At 66.6% G+C, this 17,418-nt stretch carries 14 protein-coding genes; 6 read left to right on the top strand and 8 right to left on the bottom strand.

Going from position 1 to position 17,418, the window contains the following annotated elements:
• Positions 1-80 precede the first annotated feature (80 nt).
• Both LPW26_RS15985 and LPW26_RS15990 read left to right on the top strand, forming a co-directional pair.
• A complete protein-coding gene (locus LPW26_RS15985) occupies positions 81-971 on the top strand; it encodes a ParB/RepB/Spo0J family partition protein (protein ID WP_238736405.1) in 891 nt (296 codons plus the stop codon).
• 161 nt (positions 972-1,132) lie between these two features.
• Positions 1,133-2,134 carry an adenosine kinase gene (locus tag LPW26_RS15990; RefSeq protein WP_238736406.1) on the top strand — a complete coding sequence of 334 codons (1,002 nt, stop codon included), beginning with the start codon at positions 1,133-1,135 and terminating at the stop codon, positions 2,132-2,134.
• Between the two features lie 161 nt (positions 2,135-2,295).
• On the opposite strand, the gene LPW26_RS15995 is transcribed toward LPW26_RS15990, so the two are convergent.
• Both LPW26_RS15995 and LPW26_RS16000 read right to left on the bottom strand, forming a co-directional pair.
• Positions 2,296-3,981, bottom strand: coding sequence for an AMP-binding protein (locus LPW26_RS15995; protein WP_238736482.1), 1,686 nt, complete (start codon positions 3,979-3,981; stop codon positions 2,296-2,298).
• 165 nt (positions 3,982-4,146) lie between these two features.
• Positions 4,147-5,331 (bottom strand): serine hydrolase domain-containing protein, encoded by a 1,185-nt coding sequence (locus LPW26_RS16000; protein ID WP_238736407.1) that lies wholly within the window; start codon positions 5,329-5,331, stop codon positions 4,147-4,149.
• A 267-nt stretch (positions 5,332-5,598) separates the two neighbouring features.
• On the opposite strand from LPW26_RS16000, the gene LPW26_RS16005 reads away from it, so the two are divergent.
• Both LPW26_RS16005 and LPW26_RS16010 read left to right on the top strand, forming a co-directional pair.
• Positions 5,599-5,922 carry a hypothetical protein gene (locus tag LPW26_RS16005; protein WP_238736408.1) on the top strand — a complete coding sequence of 108 codons (324 nt, stop codon included), beginning with the start codon at positions 5,599-5,601 and terminating at the stop codon, positions 5,920-5,922.
• Positions 5,923-6,061: 139 nt separating this feature from the next.
• Positions 6,062-7,552: an NAD-dependent succinate-semialdehyde dehydrogenase gene (locus LPW26_RS16010; RefSeq protein ID WP_238736409.1), complete on the top strand. Its 1,491-nt coding sequence runs from the start codon at positions 6,062-6,064 to the stop codon at positions 7,550-7,552.
• A gap of 273 nt (positions 7,553-7,825) precedes the next feature.
• Here the strand turns inward: LPW26_RS16010 and LPW26_RS16015 are convergent, their stop codons facing one another.
• From LPW26_RS16015 to LPW26_RS16035, 5 genes are read right to left on the bottom strand one after another with little or no spacing between them, the layout of a single operon-like run.
• Entirely contained in the window at positions 7,826-8,521 is a 696-nt protein-coding gene (locus LPW26_RS16015; RefSeq protein ID WP_238736410.1) for an AprI/Inh family metalloprotease inhibitor, read from the bottom strand.
• 1 nt (position 8,522) lies between these two features.
• Positions 8,523-9,509: a 2-hydroxyacid dehydrogenase gene (locus tag LPW26_RS16020; protein ID WP_238736411.1), complete on the bottom strand. Its 987-nt coding sequence runs from the start codon at positions 9,507-9,509 to the stop codon at positions 8,523-8,525.
• 11 nt (positions 9,510-9,520) lie between these two features.
• The gene (locus LPW26_RS16025; protein ID WP_238736412.1) at positions 9,521-10,336 is read right to left on the bottom strand and encodes an ABC transporter permease; all 816 of its coding nucleotides are present in this window, start codon (positions 10,334-10,336) and stop codon (positions 9,521-9,523) included.
• Positions 10,333-11,139 carry an ABC transporter ATP-binding protein gene (locus LPW26_RS16030; RefSeq protein WP_238736413.1) on the bottom strand — a complete coding sequence of 269 codons (807 nt, stop codon included), beginning with the start codon at positions 11,137-11,139 and terminating at the stop codon, positions 10,333-10,335. Before LPW26_RS16030 ends, LPW26_RS16025 begins: the two co-directional genes overlap by 4 nt.
• A gap of 4 nt (positions 11,140-11,143) precedes the next feature.
• A complete protein-coding gene (locus LPW26_RS16035) occupies positions 11,144-12,268 on the bottom strand; it encodes an ABC transporter substrate-binding protein (protein WP_238736414.1) in 1,125 nt (374 codons plus the stop codon).
• Positions 12,269-12,396: 128 nt separating this feature from the next.
• On the opposite strand from LPW26_RS16035, the gene LPW26_RS16040 reads away from it, so the two are divergent.
• On the top strand, positions 12,397-13,209 hold the full coding sequence (locus tag LPW26_RS16040; protein ID WP_238736415.1) for a creatininase family protein: 813 nt from the start codon (positions 12,397-12,399) through the stop codon (positions 13,207-13,209).
• A gap of 289 nt (positions 13,210-13,498) precedes the next feature.
• Positions 13,499-15,520 carry a carbohydrate porin gene (locus LPW26_RS16045; RefSeq protein WP_249785232.1) on the top strand — a complete coding sequence of 674 codons (2,022 nt, stop codon included), beginning with the start codon at positions 13,499-13,501 and terminating at the stop codon, positions 15,518-15,520.
• Positions 15,521-15,674: 154 nt separating this feature from the next.
• On the opposite strand, the gene LPW26_RS16050 is transcribed toward LPW26_RS16045, so the two are convergent.
• Entirely contained in the window at positions 15,675-17,306 is a 1,632-nt protein-coding gene (locus LPW26_RS16050) for an FMN-binding glutamate synthase family protein (protein ID WP_238736417.1), read from the bottom strand.
• Positions 17,307-17,418: the final 112 nt, after the last annotated feature.

Genomic DNA, 17,418 nt, shown 5'->3' on the forward strand with positions numbered 1-17,418 from the left:
ACTAACAACTCGGCGTCATCGGCGGATGACGAAGCACCAACGTAACGCGGAGTATCGATGTGAATCCAAGGGAGCTGGCGATGGCCGATGAACACCGGTCGCGGTTGGGGCGGGGGCTGGCGAGCCTGATCGGAGATGTCGGCGGCGAGGCCGCGCATGTCGAGCGGCCGCGCGGTCAGCGCAAGGTGCCGATCGAATTCATCAAGGCCAATCCGCGCAACCCGCGGCGCAACTTCACCGATGCCGAACTCAGCGAATTGTCGGACTCGATCAAGCAGCACGGCGTGATCCAGCCGATCGTGGTGCGGCCCGTGAAGGGCGCGCAGGATCGCTTCGAGATCATCGCCGGCGAGCGGCGCTGGCGCGCGGCGCAGCGCGCCGGCCTGCACGAAGTGCCGATCGTGCCGGTCGACGTCTCGGACGCGCTCGCGCTCGAAATCGCCATCGTCGAGAACGTGCAGCGCGAGGACCTCAATCCGCTCGAAGAGGCGCTCGGCTATCACGCGCTCGCGAACGAGTTCAAGCGCAGTCAGGACGAGATCGCCAAGATCGTCGGCAAGAGCCGCAGCCACGTCGCCAATATGATGCGGCTGACCAGGCTGCCCGAGGATGTTCAAGGCCTGATCGCCGCGGGCGATCTCAGCATGGGCCATGCCCGCGCGCTGATCGGCGTGCCCGATGCGTCCGCGGTCGCCAAGCGCATCATCGCCGAAGGTCTCAATGTGCGGCAGACCGAGGCGCTGGCGCATGACGAGGGCGTGCCCGAACGCAAGCCGCAGAAGCCGCGCGCGGCCGCGAGCACGAAGCCGGCCAAGGACACCGATACGCTGGCGCTGGAAAAGCGCATCAGCGACGCGCTCGGCATGAAGGTCACGATCGACGATCAGGACGGCGCCGGCGCCGTGCAGATCTGCTACGCCGATCTCGATCAGCTCGACGACATCATCCGCCGGCTCGAGGCCGGCGGTTAGTTCGTCTTTCGTCGCCCGGGCTTGGTCTGGGAACAGCCGGCGCTTGCTGCGCCGGGGCCGAACATGATAGGCCGGCGCGCCTTTCGGGGTGCCGGCGATCGCCCGGCCGAACCGCGCCCTCCGCGGATTTTCCCTTCTCTCGTCGCCACGGACAGATCTCGATGACCCCAGCCAAATACGACGTCCTCGCCATCGGCAACGCGCTGTTCGACGTGCTGGTGCGCACCAAGGACGACTTCCTGGTCCGGCACGGCATGGCGAAGGGCAGCATGGCGCTGATCGATCAGGCACAGGCGGCGGCGATCTATGCCGACATGGGAACGGCGACGGAAATTTCCGGAGGCTCGGCCGCCAACACGATCGTCGGGCTGGCCTCGTTCGGTGCCCGCACCGCGTATGTCGGCAAGATCAAGGACGACCAGATCGGCAAGCTGTACGCGCACGACATCCGCGCCGCCGGCGTCGCCTTCGACACCAAGCCGGCATCCGAGGGGCCGGCGACCGGCTGCTCCTACATCCTGGTGACGCCCGATGGCGAGCGCACCATGAACACGTATTTGGGAGCCGCGCAGGATCTGGTGCCGGCCGATATCGACGAGGCGCAGATCGCCGCCGCGTCGATCGTGTATCTCGAAGGCTATCTGTGGGATCCGCCGCAGGCCAAGGAGGCCTTCCTCAAGGCCTCGAAGATCGCCCATGGCGCCGGCCGCAAGGTCGCGCTGACGCTATCGGACTCGTTCTGCGTCGATCGCTACCGCGCCGAATTTCTCGACCTGATGCGCAGCAAGACCGTCGACCTGATCTTCGCCAACGAGTCGGAGCTGCACGCGCTGTATCAGACCTCCGACTTCGACACCGCCCTGAAGGCGCTCGGCCAGGACGTCGCGCTCGGCGTCGTGACGCGGAGCGAGAAGGGCTGCGCAGTGGTCGAAGGTGATAGCATCACGCTGGTGCCCGCCGCGTCGATCGAGCAACTCGTCGACACCACCGGCGCCGGCGACCTGTTTGCCGCCGGCTTCCTGTTCGGCCTCGTCCGCAATGCCGGCTACGAGAACGCCGGCCGCCTCGCCGCCCTCGCGGCCGCCGAAGTCATCCAGCACATCGGCGCCCGCCCGCAGGTGTCGCTTAAAGAGTTGGCGCAGCAGCACGGGCTGCCGGTGTAAACCTCTCCCCAAGTCATTCCGGGGCGCGGACGAAGTTCGCGAACCCGGAATCTCCTGCTTGTCGCACTGCCGTCTCGCAGAACATGTCGGGATTCCGGGTCTGCGCGCTGTCGCGCGCATCCCGGAATGACGTCGCTCTTGTTGCTACTTGCAACGACGCCTCACGCCGTCTTCGCCGCCTTCAGCCCCAGCTTCTCTTCCACCTTCTCGCGCATCACGAATTTCTGGATCTTGCCGGTGACGGTCATCGGGAAGTCGTCGACGAATTCGACGTAGCGCGGGATCTTGTTGTGGGCGATCTGGCCCTGGCAGAAGGCGCGGATGTCGTCGGCGGTGAGCGTCTCGCCGGGGCGGACGCGGACCCAGGCGCACAGCTCCTCGCCGTAGCGTTCGTCGGCGACGCCGAAAATCTGAACGTCCTGGATCTTGGGGTGGCGATACAGGAATTCCTCGATCTCGCGCGGATACAGGTTCTCGCCGCCGCGGATCACCATGTCCTTGATGCGGCCGACGATATTGCAGAAGCCTTCGTCGTCGATCACCGCCAGATCGCCGGTGTGCATCCAGCCGGCAGCGTCGAGTACGTCGGCGGTCTTCTCCGCTTCGTCCCAATAGCCCAGCATGATGCTGTAGCCGCGGGTGCAGAGCTCGCCGCGCGTGCCACGTGGCACGATACGGCCTTCGAGATCGATGACTTTGACCTCGACATGCGGATGGATGCGTCCGACCGTCGAGACCCGGCGCTCCTCCGGATCGTCGACCGCGCTTTGGAAACTGACCGGGCTGGTCTCGGTCATGCCATAGGCGATCGTGACTTCGCGCATGTTCATCGCATCGTTGACGCGGCGCATCACTTCGACCGGGCACGGCGCGCCGGCCATGATGCCGGTGCGCAGCGCCGACAGATCGAAACTCGCGAACTGCGGGTGGTCGAGCTCGGCGATGAACATCGTCGGCACGCCGTACAGCGCGGTGCATTTCTCCGATGATGCGGTCTCCAGCGTCGCCAGCGGATCGAATCCTTCGCCCGGATACACCATGGTGGCGCCGGAAGTAACGGACGCTAGGTTTCCCATCACCATGCCGAAGCAGTGATACAGCGGAACGGGAATGCAGATGCGGTCCTGCTCGGTCAGCTTCATGGCGCGGCCGACGAAGTAACCGTTGTTGAGGATGTTGTGATGCGTCAGCGTCACGCCCTTGGGCGAGCCGGTGGTGCCGCTGGTGAACTGGATGTTGACCGCATCGTCGAACTGCAATTCGCCGGCAAGCCGCGCGACCATCTCGCGATGCCGATCGCCGCCCAGCGTGGCGATCTCGTCGAACGCGATGGTGCCGGCAGATTTCGGGCCGCCGATCTGAATCACCGCGCGTAGCTGGGGTAGCTTCGCCGATTTCAGCGCGCCCGGTTGCGACTGCCTCAGCTCGGGGATCAGCGTATTTAGCATCTCCATATAGGCGGAGGTCTTGAAGGCGGTGGCGGTGACCAGCGCGGCACAGCCGACCTTGGCGAGCGCGAATTCCAGTTCGCTGAGCCGATAGGCCGGATTGATAGTAACCAGGACAAGGCCCGCTTTGGCGGCGGCGAATTGCGTCAGCGTCCATTCGGGTCGGTTCATTGACCACACGCCGATGCGTTCGCCGCGCTGCAGGCCGAGCGCGAGGAAGCCCGCGGCAAGCGCATCGACGCGCTGCGCGAATGCGCGCCAGCTCCAGCGAACATCATGACTCGGTGATACCAAAGCCTCGCGTTCGGGCCAGCGCTGCGCGGTGCGGTCGAGCGCCTGGCCGATGGTGATGCCGAGCAGCGGCGCGTCGGAGACGCCGCACACGTAGCTGGGAGACACGAAGCTGGGAGACTTGTAGCTGGGAGACTTGCCGCCTGAAGCCTGATCGGTCACGTGCTGGGTTCCTCCGTGCGGGCTGATTTGAATCGGCGCCGGTCTTGATTGGAAGAGGGTCGTGCCTGCGGCGGAGCTTGTCGAGCCCCGCCGCAGTGCTTGTGGCAAACTTCAGGCAGCCTTTTGGCCAGTGCCGAGGCCCGCATAGACGCCCCGTTCGAACGCCGCGAAGGTATCGAGGCACTTGGCGTCGCCGAACGGCAGCACCTGCATCAGGATCACGCCGCAGATGTCGCGGGTCGGATCGATCCAGTAGTACGTGTTGGCAAGGCCGGCCCAGGCGAGGCTGCCGGGGCTGCGGCCTTCGGGCGTCGTCTCGGTGTTGATCAGGAAGCTGAGGCCCCACTTCTTGTCCATGCCGGGATAGAGATCGACGTCGTTGGTCGCGAAGGCGATCGCCGAGTTCAGCCGGGTGACGTTGAGATCGCCGATGTGATTCTGACCCATCAGCGCGACGGTCTCGGGCTTCAGCACCTGCTGGCCGTTACCACGGCCCTTGTTGAGGATCATCCGGGCGAACTTCAAGTAATCGGCCGCGGTGCCGTAAAGGCCGCCGCCGCCCATGGGGAATTCGGGCTCCTGCGCGACCTCGAACGGAATCGGCGTCAGCGAACCGTCCTCGCCGCGGGCATGCACGGCGACCAGCCGTTCGCGCTGCGTATCACCGATCTTGAAGCCGGTGTCGGTCATGCCGAGCGGCGCGAAGATGTGGTCACGCAAATACGCGTCGAGCTTGAGGCCGCTGGCCGCTTCCACCGCCTTGCCGGCGAAGTCGATATTGATGCCGTATTCCCAGCGCGTGCCGGGATCGGACGCCAGCGGCGTCTTCAGCGCGGCCTCCTGGCAGCCGATGATGCCGGGCACGCCGTGGTGCTCCATGTACTTCACCATGTCGGCGTTCCACATGTCGTAGCAGAAGCCGGCGGTGTGGGTGAGCAGCTGGCGCAGCGTGATCGGCGTCCTGGCTGGCCGCGTCTTCGGCGTGCCGTCGGCCGCGAAGCCGTCGAGCACCAGCGGCGCGGCAAGATCGGGCAGCACCTTGCCGATCGGCTCGTCGAGCGACAGCTTGCCCTGTTCGACCAGCTGCATCGCCGCCGCGGCGGTGATGGCCTTGGTCATCGAGGCGATCCAGAACACGCTGTCGAGCGTCATCGGCTGCGGCTTCGACAGATCGCGCTGGCCGAACGCGCCCTGATACACGGTGTCGCCGGCGCTGCCGGCCATCGCGACGACGCCTGGAATGTCGCCGCGCTCGCAGAAGCGTTGCAGCGATTGGTCGATCTCTGCGCTGTGCATGTGGTCATCCTCCCTGATGGTTTTTGTACTGGGGCATTGTTCCGCTGCGGAACGACCGGCGCAAGACGGGAGATCGGTGCAGTGGCCGGACAGCGGGACGCGCCGAGAAGCCGCCTGTCGCCATCCAGGTTAAGGAGCCCGCAACCAAAGTGACTTGCGTCACGACGCCACCGGAACGAAGGACGCCGCCCGCGGTTCACAATGCGGCCGCAGTCGCGACGAGATTCGCTCAACCGGGTGCGCCGACTCACCTGGCGGAGCACATCAATGACCCCATCCTGGAGCGGCTGGAAACACTACCCGCAGGGCGGTCTCGGCAATATCGACGCGCCGATCGGACCCGGCATCTATGAAGTTCGCCGCGCCACCGATGGCGGAATGTTCGCGTTCGACGTGGTCGAAAACCTCGCGATGGCGCTGGCCAAGCTGCAGACCCGCCCGAAGCGGCTCGGCTGGTTCGGCCGTCGCGGTGGGGTTGCGTTGCCGGAGCTGGAATACCGCTATTTCCCGACGCGGAGCTGGGAACATGCCCGGCTTGCCGCTGATCATATGCTCAGCCGCCGCGAATCCTGGTTCAACCGCGCCGCCTGATCGCCGCGCCGCAGCATCGGCGGTCACAGCCGTTTGACGATGCGGCGTCGGTGCGCCGGCGCCGCGATGCGCCTATACTTCCTGCAGATATCGTCGGTGCGATGAGCCGCGCCGATGCCAACCTGGAGGATGTGATCCGATGGCCCAGACCGCTGCCGCCCGCAAGTCAGATACCGCAGCCCTGCGTGACCGCCTGAAGGATCCGTCGCTGCTGCGCGAGCAGTGTTATGTCGACGGCGCCTGGACCGGCAGCGGGTCGATCGTCGTCACCAATCCGGCGACCGGCGGCGAAATCGGCCGGGTGCCCAGTCTCGGCGCCGCCGACGCAACCGCCGCGGTCGAAGCCGCGCAGCGCGCGTTTCCGGCCTGGGCCAAGCTGACCGCCAAGCAGCGTTCCAACATCCTGCGCAAGTGGTTCGAGCTGATCGTCGCCCATCGCGAGGATTTGGCGCTGATTCTCACCACCGAACAAGGCAAGCCGCTCGCCGAGGCGCTCGGCGAGGTCGACATCGGCGCCGCCTATATCGAGTTCTTCGCCGAGGAAGCGCGGCGGGTTTACGGCGAGACCATCCCGACCCAGCGCGCCGACGCGCGGCTGATCGCCATCAAGCAGCCGATCGGCGTGTGCGCCGCGATCACGCCGTGGAACTTCCCGAACTCGATGATCACCCGCAAGGTGTCGCCGGCCCTGGCGGCAGGCTGCACCGTGGTGCTGAAGCCGGCCGAAGAGACGCCGTTCTCGGCGCTGGCGCTGGCGGTGCTGGCCGAGAAGGCCGGCCTGCCGAAGGGTGTGTTCAACATCGTCACCGGTGATGCGCCGCCGATCGGCAAGGTGTTCTGCGAGCATCCAGCAGTGCGCTTCGTCGGCTTCACCGGCTCCACCGAAGTCGGCAAAATCCTGTATCGGCAATCCGCCGGCACGGTGAAGAAGCTCGGCCTCGAACTCGGCGGCAACGCGCCGTTCATCGTGTTCGACGATGCCGACATCGACGCCGCGGTCGAAGGCGCCATGGTGTCGAAATATCGCAACATGGGCCAGACCTGCGTGTGCGCCAATCGCCTGTATGTGCAGGACGGCGTCTACGACGCGTTCGTCGAAAAGCTCGCCGCCAAGGTCAAGGCGATGAAAATTGGCGACGGCACCGAGCAGGGCGTGACGCAGGGCCCGCTGATCAACGAGGCCGCGGTCGAGAAGACCGAGCGGCACATCGCCGACGCGGTCGCGCACGGCGCCAAGGTGATCACCGGTGGTAAGCGCTCGGAGCTTGGCGGCACGTTCTTCGAGCCGACCGTGCTGGCCGACGTGCGCACCGACGCGCTGGTGGCGCATGAGGAGACGTTCGGCCCGCTGGCGCCGGTGTTCCGCTTCAAGGACGAAGCCGAAGTGATCCGGCTCGCCAACAACTCGCCGTTCGGCCTCGCCAGCTACTTCTACGCCCGCGACATCGGCCGCGTCTGGCGCGTTGCCGAGGCGCTGGAGAGCGGCATGGTCGGCGTCAACTCCGGCCTGATCACCACCGAAGTCGCGCCGTTCGGCGGCGTCAAGGAATCCGGCCTCGGCCGCGAAGGCTCGCATCACGGCATGGAAGAGTATGTCGAGATCAAGTACGTGATGATGGCGGGGATCTGAACTAAGCATTTCGGTCGCCGCGGCGACACAGCGAAGACGCTCCGCGTCATTGCAAGCGAAGCGAAGCAATCCAGGAAGCCGTGAACGACTGAGCCCCTGGATTGCTTCGTCGCTTAGCTCCTCCCAATGACGGCGAGGCGCCGGAAGGAAACCTGAGTTCTGCAGTACTGGATCGCCCGCCTGGGCGGGCGATGACGGCAAGCGGTGGGGTTCGCTCGTCGTGCCATAGCGCTCGAGACGATATGTCGATCAGCCGGGATTGATCAGCCGCTTTTACTGCCGCAGCATGATCAGCGGGTCGGCGGTATCTGGGCTTCTGCGCCATTGCGCGTTGTCGTCGGCTTCGAAACGCCAGGTCTCGCCCGATGGTGCGATCAGGAGGAGGGCGCCGCGTTCCAGTCGCCACATCGTCGGCGCGAAGGAGGCGACCGGCTGTTCGCAGCGCGGCTTCAGATAGGCTTCGAAATTGTCCGGCGTCGGCGCTTCGTTGTTGGTCAGCGTCAGGCCGCAGATGGCCCGGCCGTTGCCGCGGACCATCGACCAGTCGCCGATCATCTGGTCCATCGATTTGGCGAGCGAGCGCGCCGCCACCAGGTTCTGCAGGATGTAGACGCCCTCGTTGGCGCGCAGTCCTTCGAAGATGCCGCTCTCGACTTCGGTCAGGTCGATCACCGCGTCGCCTGCTGCGGTCTCCAGCCGGACGATGTCGAGGCCCTTCACGGTCCAGGCGACGACGTCCTTGGTGAACGGCAGCGCCGTCGCGCAGCCGGGCTCGAGTTCGAGCTTCATGCCTTGCGCCACGCCCGGCGCCGCATCGGCCTTCAGCGTCACCACGCAGGTCTTGCTGCGCTCGGTGGTGGACAGCTCCCACTGCCCGATCATGTTGTTCTTCAGCGTCCCGGCGTCCTGCGCCAGTGCCGATCCCGCCGCGAGCAGCAAACCCAATGCCACACCGAGACGCGCCAACATGTCAGCGGTCCTTGACCGGCGTCTCGGCGATCGGCGTCAGCGGCGGCTTGCCGTCGAACCATGCCCTGAGGTTGTCGACCACCATCTGATCCATCGCGTTGCGGGTCACCACCGAGGCCGACCCGATATGCGGCAGCAACACCACATTGCCGAGCGCGCGCAGCTCCTCCGGCACGTTCGGCTCGTCGGCGAATACGTCGAGCCCGGCCGCCAGGATGGTACCGGATTTCAGCGCGGCGATCAGTGCAGTTTCGTCCACCACCGATCCGCGGGCGACGTTGATCAGCACGCCGCGCGGGCCGAGCGCCTTCAGCACGTCGGCGCTGATCAGCTTGTTGGTGGCGGCGCCGCCGGGGGTGATCACCACCAGCGTGTCGACCTCCTTGGCCATCGCGATCAGGTCCGGATAGTGCTTGTAGGCGACGCCGGCGGCCGGATTGCGCGAGTGATACACCACCGGCACCAGCGAGGCGTCGAGCCGCCGCGCGATCGCCTGGCCGATCCGGCCCATGCCGACGATGCCGACCTTGCGGTCGCGCAGCGAGCCGACGCTGAGCGGATAGGGCTGGGTCTGCCACAGCCCGGCACGGACGTATTTGTCGGCGCGAATGAATTCGCGCAGCGTCGCGATCAACAGGCCGAGCGCGGTGTCGGCGACTTCCTCGGTGAGCACGTCGGGCGTGTTGGTGACGACGACGTCGTGCTGCGCCGCCCAGGCGGCGTCGATGTGATCGTAGCCGACGCCGAACGAGGCGACGATTTCCAGCCTGGGAAAACTCGACAGCACGGCGGCGCTGGTCGGCACCAGGCCGGTGACGGCGACGCCGCGAATTCGCGCGCGCACGTCGTCGGACAGGCTGTCGAGATCGGTCTGCTGCTCGCAGCGATGCAGCGCGTAGCCGCTGGGGAAGCCGTCGTCGACCACCGGTTTGCGCGGTCCGTAAATCAACACATCGATCGCGTCCGCCGACCCAGTCGTCTCGGCCATCATGGCTCCCTTCACGGTTCCCGTCCCAATGCGCTTTCGTGCCATCGCCGCAACAGCAGATGCGACACCAGCGCGAGCGCTCCGTAAATCACAATGCCCGCCAGCGACAGCAACAGCAAGGCGGCGAACATGCGGGGAATGTTGAGCCGATATCCGGATTCCGCAATCCGGTAGGCCAGGCCCGAACCGGCGCCTGCGGAGCCTGCGGCGATCTCCGCCACCACCGCGCCGATCAGCGACAGCCCGCCGGCGATGCGTAGTCCGCCAAGCATGTAGGGCATCGCCGCAGGCAGCTTCAGCCGGACCAGCGTCTGCAGCTTCGAGGCGCCGTACAGCCGGAACAGCCCCGCAAGATTGCGGTCGACCGAGTTCAGCCCGAGCGTGGTGTTGGCCAGCACCGGAAAGAACGCCACGATCCAGGCGCACACCACCACGGCGGTCTCCTGCGGCAGATAGATCAGCAGCAGCGGCGCGATGGCGATCACCGGCGTCACCTGCAACACCACCGCGTAGGGAAACAGCGCGTACTCCACCCAGCGCGACAGGTTGAACAGCAGCGCCAGCGCGATGCCGCCGATCGCGGCGGCGAGAAAGCCCAGCAGCGTGGTCCACAGCGTCGCCAGCAGCGATTGAAACAACACCGTCCAGTCGGCCCACAGGGTCGACACCACCAGTCCCGGCCCGGGCAGGATGTAGGGCGGAATCTGATTGACCCGAACGACGAGGTCCCAGCCGCCGACCACCGCGGCCAGCACGCCGAGCGGCAGCAGCACGCGGACCAGCCGCGCCGTGCTCAGCCGCTGAGGTCGCGCTGCGCGGTTGCTCATCCGAGCCCCCGTGTGCCGCCGGTCGCGGCCAGCGCGGCCGAGACGTCACGGCATTGTGCCGCGTAGTCCGCAGAGGTGCGGAACGCCTCGCCGCGCGGCTCCGGCGCATCGATGACGAACTCCGCCGCGATCCGGCCCGGCCGCGGCGACATCACCACCACGCGCTGCGACAGATACACCGACTCGAACACCGAATGCGTCACGAACAGCACGGTCTTGCCGAGGTCGCGCCACAGCGCCAACAGATCGTCATTGAGGCGGAAGCGGGTGATCTCGTCGAGCGCCGCGAACGGCTCGTCCATCAGCAGGATGTCCGGATCGGTGACGAGCGCGCGGGCGAGCGACACCCGCATCTTCATGCCGCCGGAGAGTTCGCGCGGATAGGCGAGGGCGAACTCGGATAGTTCGACCCGCGCCAGCGCCGCCGCGACGCGCTGGGCGGTTTCGTCGGCCGGCGTGTGCGCAAGCTCGAGCGGCAGCGCCACATTGGCGGCGACGCTGGCCCACGGCATCAGCGTCGGCTCCTGGAACACGAAGCCGATGGCGGGACCGCCGCGCGGCGGCTTCACCTGGCCGGCGACCTCGATGCTGCCGGAGGAGGGCGTCGCCAGCCCGGCGATCAGCCGCAGCGCCGTCGACTTGCCGCAGCCGGACGGCCCCAGCAGCGATACGAATTCGCCGCGGCCGACCGAAAGGTCGATCGGACCGAGCGCCAGCACGCCGCTGTCATACGTCTTGGTAATCGCGCTCAGCCGGATCGCCGCATCGGCGTCCGTTGGTGCGCGAGGCTGCGGCGCCGCCACGGTGCTACTTCTTCGGCCGCAGATCGACGCCGACGCCCTTGTTGGCGAATTGCAGCGTGTAGGCGCGGCGGAAATCGAGGTCGCGCGGCACCACGCCGGCGCGGGTCATCTTGTCGAAGAAGCTGGCGTAGCGCGCGTCGCTCATGGCGCCGATGCCACCCGTCACCGCGTCGCCGGAATCGACGATGCCGTACTGCTTCATCTTCTCGACCGAATAGGCCAGCATCTCGTCGGTCATTTCCGGATTGAGCGATTTGATCATCGCGTTGCCGGCCGAATTGTCGCCGTACAGATAGGTGTACCAGCCGATCATTGAAGCATCGACGAAGCGCTGGATCATGTCGGGGTTCTTGTCGATGAGGTCGCGCCGCGTCTCGATCAGCGTCGAGTAGCCGTTGAGACCGTAATCGGCGAGCAGCAGCACGTTCGGCTTGAACTTGGCCCGCTGCTCGATCACGAACGGCTCGGAGGTGACGTAGCCCTGCATCGCCGAGTTGCGGTCGATGAGGAACGGCTGCGGGTTCGAGGTGTAGGGCTTCACCTTGGCTTCGTCGAAGCCGTATTCGGATTTCAGCCACTGGAAGTAGCTGGTGATGCCCTCTTTGGAGACGAACAGCGTCAGCCGCTTCAGATCGTCGAGCTTCTCGACCTTGGCTTCCGGATGCGTCACGAACACCTGCGGGTCCTTCTGGAACACCGCCGCGATCGCCACCACCGGGACATTGTTGGCGACCGCGTCGAACGATTGCAGCGTGTTGGCGGTCATGAAGAAATCGAGCTTGCCGGCGAGCAGCAGCGCGCGGTTGTTGACGTTCGGTCCGCCCGGCACGATCGTCACGTCGAGCCCGTAGGCCTTGTAGGTGCCGTCCGCCGCCGCCTGGAAGAAACCGCCGTGCTCGCCCTCGGCGACCCAGTTGGTGCCGAACGAGACCTTGTCGAAACCGCCTTCCGGCACTTTGCGGGACGGCTGCGCCACCGGCGGCGGAGGTTTCTTCGGGGGAGGGGGCGGCGCAGCGGGTTTCTCGGGGGGCTTTTCGGGCGCCGGCGGCGGGGAGGCGAGCGCCGGCAGCACCAGCGAGGCCGCCACGAGGGCCCCGGTTAACGCTCGCAGCAGGAAGGCGGCCGTCATGGTTGGACTCCGTCGTTCGTTTTGCCCCATGATGCAGCGACGAGGCGGCGCGGTTAGGTCCGGTCGAGGATTGATAGCGAAACAATGCGGGCATTTGAACCATTGATGCGGACAGCCGCCGCGCGCCGATGACCAGACAGCCGCCGCACGATTGGACCGCGATTGCCTGGCCCGAGATCGAAGCCGCCGACCCGGCGCGCTGGATCGCGGTGCTGCCGCTCGCCGCCACCGAACAGCACGGCCCGCATTTGCCGCTCGGCACCGATGTGACCATCGCCGAGGCCTATCTGGCGCGTGTCCGCGCGCTGCTGCCGGCGGAGCTGCCGGTGACCTTCCTGCCGCTGCAGCCGGTCGGGCTGTCGCTGGAGCATCTGGCGTTTCCCGGCACGCTGACGCTCGCCTCCGACACCGTGCTCAAACTATGGACCGAGATCGGCGACAGCGTGGCGCGCGCCGGCGTCCGCAAGCTGGTGATGGTGACCAGCCACGGCGGCAACAGCGCCGCGATGGGGCTGGTGGCGCAGGAGCTGCGGGTGCGGCACGGCATGCTGGCGGTGACCACAGGCTGGGCGCGGTTCGGCACGCCCGCCGGCCTTTTCGAAGACGACGAGCTGCGCCACGGCATCCATGGCGGCGCGATCGAGACCTCGATCATGCTGGCACACGCGCCGGATCTGGTGCGGACCGAACGCATCGCCGATTTCGTGCCGACCACGCGCGCGATCGAGCAGGATTTTCGCGTGTTGTCGGCGCAGCGGCCGGCGCCGTTCGCCTGGGCCGCGCAGGACCTGCATCCGAGCGGCGCGATCGGCGATGCCGGCGCCGCCTCCGCCGACAAGGGCCGGCAGCTGCTCGACCACGGCGCCCGCGCGTTCTGCGACCTGCTGGCCGACGTCGACCGCTTCGATCTCGCAGCGCTCGGCACCACGCCGCGCGCCTGAAGTCGCCCGCACGGTGTCGCGGCTCGTGGCCGCAATGACACGCCCGGCGACGAGCTGCACAGCCCTTACTACATCAGGGCGCCGCGTGCTTGTGCGGCCGAACTATTCCAGAGTACTGGATCGCGGCGCATGGAGCTCAGCTTCCGGCCGCTGGCCGGGTTGCTGTGCTCCCATGTCAAATCAGTGACAACGACCTCGACTATCGTCAGCTTGCGAGCCTCTTGCACGTACAACTAATCGATGCATCGGCCCGGTGTCGCTCGTCGTACTCTACAAGTCAGGTCATTCGATGGTCTTCCGCCGCCCAGTATCATCCGCTCGAAAATTCCCGCCCGCCGATCGGCCCGCCCCGCGCGGTGTCGCCTGGCTGTTCGCCGGTGCGGCGCTCGGAGCGGTGGCGCTGCCGCACGCCGCTGCGGCGGCCGACGCGCTGAAGGCGTTGCCGGCGCCGGCCTATGACTGGAGCGGCTTCTATGTCGGCGCTCACGCCGGCTACCTGCGGGGCCATTCCGACGCAACGCTGCGCGACCCGGCTTTCGTCGCCCAGGCCTCGAACGGCTCCGGCGGCGTCACCGCCGGCGCGCAGGCCGGCTACAACTGGCTGACGCGGTCCGGCGTGCTGGTCGGGCTCGAGGCCGACATCTCGTTTCCGAGCTACCTGCCGGCCAACGCGGTGCTGTCGGAATTCAGCGGCACGCCGGCGCAGCTGCAGCATCTCGATTTCTACGGCGGCGTGCGGGGCCGGCTCGGCGTCGCGACCGGACCATGGCTGGCTTACGTCACCGGCGGTCTCGCTTACGCGCATGAGCGCTATCTGACCGATCCGGAATCCGACAAGGCGCTCAACGGCCGGTTCGGCTGGGTGGCGGGCGCCGGCCTCGAATACGGGTTCACGCCGCATTGGAGCGCGCGGATCGAGTATCTGTACAGCGACTATCAGCACGCCTCGGTGGCGCTGCCCGGCGGCGGCCGCTTCGAGTCGGCGCTGAATCTGCAGACCATCCGGGTCGGGCTCAATCGCCGGCTCGACTGGCTCGGCACCGGCGATGCGACACCGTTCGCCGCAGTCGCCGATCCGGAATCGGATCGCTGGGAAATCCACGGCCAGACCACCGTGGTGGGCCAGGGCTATCCGTCGTTCCGCGCGCCCTATAGCGGCACCAACAGTCTGGCGCCGAATAGCCAGTTCAAGGCCACCTGGAGCAGCGGCCTGTTCGCCAATGTCCGGCTGTGGGACGGCGGCGAATTGTATCTCGGCCCGGAATTCCTGCAGGGCTACGGGCTCAGCGACACCGTCGGCGTCGCTGGCTTCCCCAATGGCGAAGGCCAGAAATCCGGCTTCGCCTACCCGCATATCAGCCCGTCGCGGTTCTATCTGCGTCAGACCTTCGGGCTCGGCGGCGAACAGGAGCAGCTCGCCTCCAGCGCCTCGCAGCTGTCCGGCAAGGCCGACATCTCGCGGCTGACGCTGCAGGTCGGCCGCTTCAGCGTCGTCGATCTATTCGACGGCAACAGCTACGCACACGATCCGCGACGCGACTTCATGAACTGGTCGATCTGGGCGTCCGGTGCGTTCGACTACGCCGCCGACAAGCTCGGGCTGACCTACGGCGCGACCGCCGAGCTGAACCAGAAGCAATGGGCGATCCGCGCCGGCTACTTCCTGATGGACGCCGAATCGAACTCCAACAATTTCGACATGCGACTGTTCAGGCGCGGCCAATACGTCGCCGAGCTGGAGACGCGCTACACGCTGTTCGGCCAGCCCGGCAAGCTGCGCACGCTTGGTTTCATCAACAGCGTGTTCGCCGGCAGCTATCGCGAGACGCTCGACAATCCGCAGTACGGCGTCGACATCAGCCAGACCCGCAAGGGACGAATCAAATACGGCTATGCGTTCAATCTCGAACAGGCCATCACCGACGATCTCGGCCTGTTCGGCCGCTGGAGCTGGAACGACGGCAAGAACGAGATCATGGCGTTCACCGATATCGATGACAGCCTATCCGGCGGCATCTCGATTCGCGGCGCGCGCTGGGGCCGGCCCGACGACGTCATCGGCATCGCCGGCGCCAGCAACGGCCTGTCGCGCGACCACCGCGATTTCCTCGCCGCCGGCGGCCTCGGCCCGCTGATCGGCGACGGCGCGTTGAATTATCGCCGCGAGCGCGTGCTGGAAACCTACTACGCCTACGCCGTCACCCCCGCCTGGACCGCAACGGCCGACTACCAATACATCGTCAACCCGGCGTTCAACGCCGACCGCGGCCCGGTCTCGGTGTTCTCGGGACGGCTGCACGGGGAGTTTTGATCGTCGTTACGACGCGGCCCTCCTTCGTCATGGCCGGGCTTGTCCCGGCCATCTACGCCTTTGCTCCGTCGAGAGGCTTGAAGGCGTGGATGCCCGGGACAAGCCCGGGCATGACGGTGCGTGAATTCAGCTCCGCGTTGCTGATTGCGGGCCTTTACGCCACCGGCGCAAAGCTCTCCGCGCGGGCCATCGCCCAGGCCTGTTTGAAGCGCGCATCCTCGGTGCCTTGTAGCAACTCGCCCTCGCGCAGCGCCGGGTAGAGCTGCGCGAACGACACCACCTCGGACGGCGAGACGCGCTGCGAGAAGTGATAGGGCCGGATCTCCTGCGGATGATCGAGCCCCGCCGCGGCGATCAGTTCGGCCAGCGCGTGCAGCGTGGCGCGGTGATAGTTGGCGACGCGCTCGATCTTGTCCGGCACCACCAAGGCGCGATACCGGGTCGGCTCCTGGGTGGTGACGCCGGTCGGGCAGCGGTCGGTGTGGCAGCTCAGCGACTGGATGCAGCCGAGCGCGAACATGAAGCCGCGCCCCGAATTGCACCAGTCGGCGCCGAGCGCCATCGCGCGCGCCATGTCGAAAGCGGTGGCGATCTTGCCGGACGCGCCGAGCTTGATCCTGTGGCGCAGTCCGGCGCCGATCAGCGCGTTGTGCACCAGATTGATGCCGTCGCGCATCGGCATGCCGAGATGGTCCATGAATTCCAGCGGCGCCGCGCCGGTGCCGCCTTCCTTGCCGTCGACCACGATGAAGTCCGGCGTGATGCCGGTCGCCAGCATCGCCTTGCAGATCGCCAGAAACTCCCACGGATGGCCGATGCACAGTTTGAAGCCGGTCGGCTTGCCGCCCGACAGCCGCCGCATCTCGGCGATGAAGCGCATCATCTCGATCGGGGTCGAGAACGCCTTGTGATAGGCGGGCGACACGCAATCCTCGTCCATCGCCACGCCGCGGATGCGCGAGATCTCCTCCGACACCTTGGCGGCCGGCAGCACGCCGCCATGGCCTGGCTTGGCGCCCTGGCTGATCTTCAGCTCGACCATCTTGATCTGATCTTCGGAGGCGACGCGCGCGAAGGCTCCCGGATCGAACCGGCCGTCGCGGGTGCGGCAGCCGAAGTAACCGGAGCCGATCTCCCAGATCAGGTCGCCGCCATTCTCGCTGTGATACGGGCTGACACCGCCTTCGCCGGTGTCGTGCGCGAAGCCGCCTTTCTTCGCGCCGGCGTTGAGCGCCCGGATGGCGTTCGGACTGAGCGCGCCGAAACTCATCGCCGAAATGTTGAACACCGAGGCGGAGTAAGGCTTGGCGCAGTCCGGACCGCCGATGCTGATGCGAAAATCCTCCTCGGCATGCGGGCGCGGCGCCACCGAGTGATGCATCCACTCGTAGCCGTCGCCGTAAACATCCTCCTGGGTGCCGAACGGCCGTTTGTCGAGCACCATCTTGGCGCGCTGATAGATCAGCGCCCGCGTGTCGCGGCTGAACGGCTTGCCGTCCTTCTCGCTCTCGAAGAAGTACTGCCGCATCTCGGGCCGGATCTCCTCGAGCAGGAACCGCAGATGCGCCGAGATCGGATAGTTGCGCAGCACCGCGTGGTTCTTCTGCACCAGGTCCCACAGTCCGAGCAGCATCAGCGCCGCAAACAGCAGCGCCAGCGTCAGCACCAGGCCGAACAGATCGCTGTCGACATCCGACAGCGCCACGGCCGCGAACAGCGCGGTCAGCACGGTGCAGATCGTCAGCGCGATGTAGCGCGGCGAAAACGGAAGCAGGATGGTGTCCATGAAATCTCCGCAGGCCGGATCGCGAGGCACCGGCCGAGTTGTCGTCCGTGGCGGCGGACCGCGGCCGCGCTTTTAGCACGCCGATCGCGACACGATAACGGCAGCAGGTCGC

Source organism: Rhodopseudomonas infernalis (assembly GCF_022271405.1).
Taxonomy (GTDB): Bacteria; Pseudomonadota; Alphaproteobacteria; order Rhizobiales; family Xanthobacteraceae; genus Rhodopseudomonas; species Rhodopseudomonas infernalis.

What these genes read in the sequence shown, in the direction of transcription:
- LPW26_RS16025 (WP_238736412.1), bottom strand. Translation starts at nt 10,336, where the DNA reads ATGAGCAACCGCGCAGCGCGACCTCAGCGGCTGAGCACGGCGCGGCTG.
- LPW26_RS16015 (WP_238736410.1), bottom strand. Translation starts at nt 8,521, where the DNA reads ATGTTGGCGCGTCTCGGTGTGGCATTGGGTTTGCTGCTCGCGGCGGGA.
- LPW26_RS16035 (WP_238736414.1), bottom strand. Translation starts at nt 12,268, where the DNA reads ATGACGGCCGCCTTCCTGCTGCGAGCGTTAACCGGGGCCCTCGTGGCG.
- LPW26_RS16050 (WP_238736417.1), bottom strand. Translation starts at nt 17,306, where the DNA reads ATGGACACCATCCTGCTTCCGTTTTCGCCGCGCTACATCGCGCTGACG.
- LPW26_RS16040 (WP_238736415.1), top strand. Translation starts at nt 12,397, where the DNA reads ATGACCAGACAGCCGCCGCACGATTGGACCGCGATTGCCTGGCCCGAG.
- LPW26_RS16010 (WP_238736409.1), top strand. Translation starts at nt 6,062, where the DNA reads ATGGCCCAGACCGCTGCCGCCCGCAAGTCAGATACCGCAGCCCTGCGT.
- LPW26_RS16020 (WP_238736411.1), bottom strand. Translation starts at nt 9,509, where the DNA reads ATGGCCGAGACGACTGGGTCGGCGGACGCGATCGATGTGTTGATTTAC.
- LPW26_RS16045 (WP_249785232.1), top strand. Translation starts at nt 13,499, where the DNA reads ATGGTCTTCCGCCGCCCAGTATCATCCGCTCGAAAATTCCCGCCCGCC.
- LPW26_RS15985 (WP_238736405.1), top strand. Translation starts at nt 81, where the DNA reads ATGGCCGATGAACACCGGTCGCGGTTGGGGCGGGGGCTGGCGAGCCTG.
- LPW26_RS16005 (WP_238736408.1), top strand. Translation starts at nt 5,599, where the DNA reads ATGACCCCATCCTGGAGCGGCTGGAAACACTACCCGCAGGGCGGTCTC.
- LPW26_RS16000 (WP_238736407.1), bottom strand. Translation starts at nt 5,331, where the DNA reads ATGCACAGCGCAGAGATCGACCAATCGCTGCAACGCTTCTGCGAGCGC.
- LPW26_RS15990 (WP_238736406.1), top strand. Translation starts at nt 1,133, where the DNA reads ATGACCCCAGCCAAATACGACGTCCTCGCCATCGGCAACGCGCTGTTC.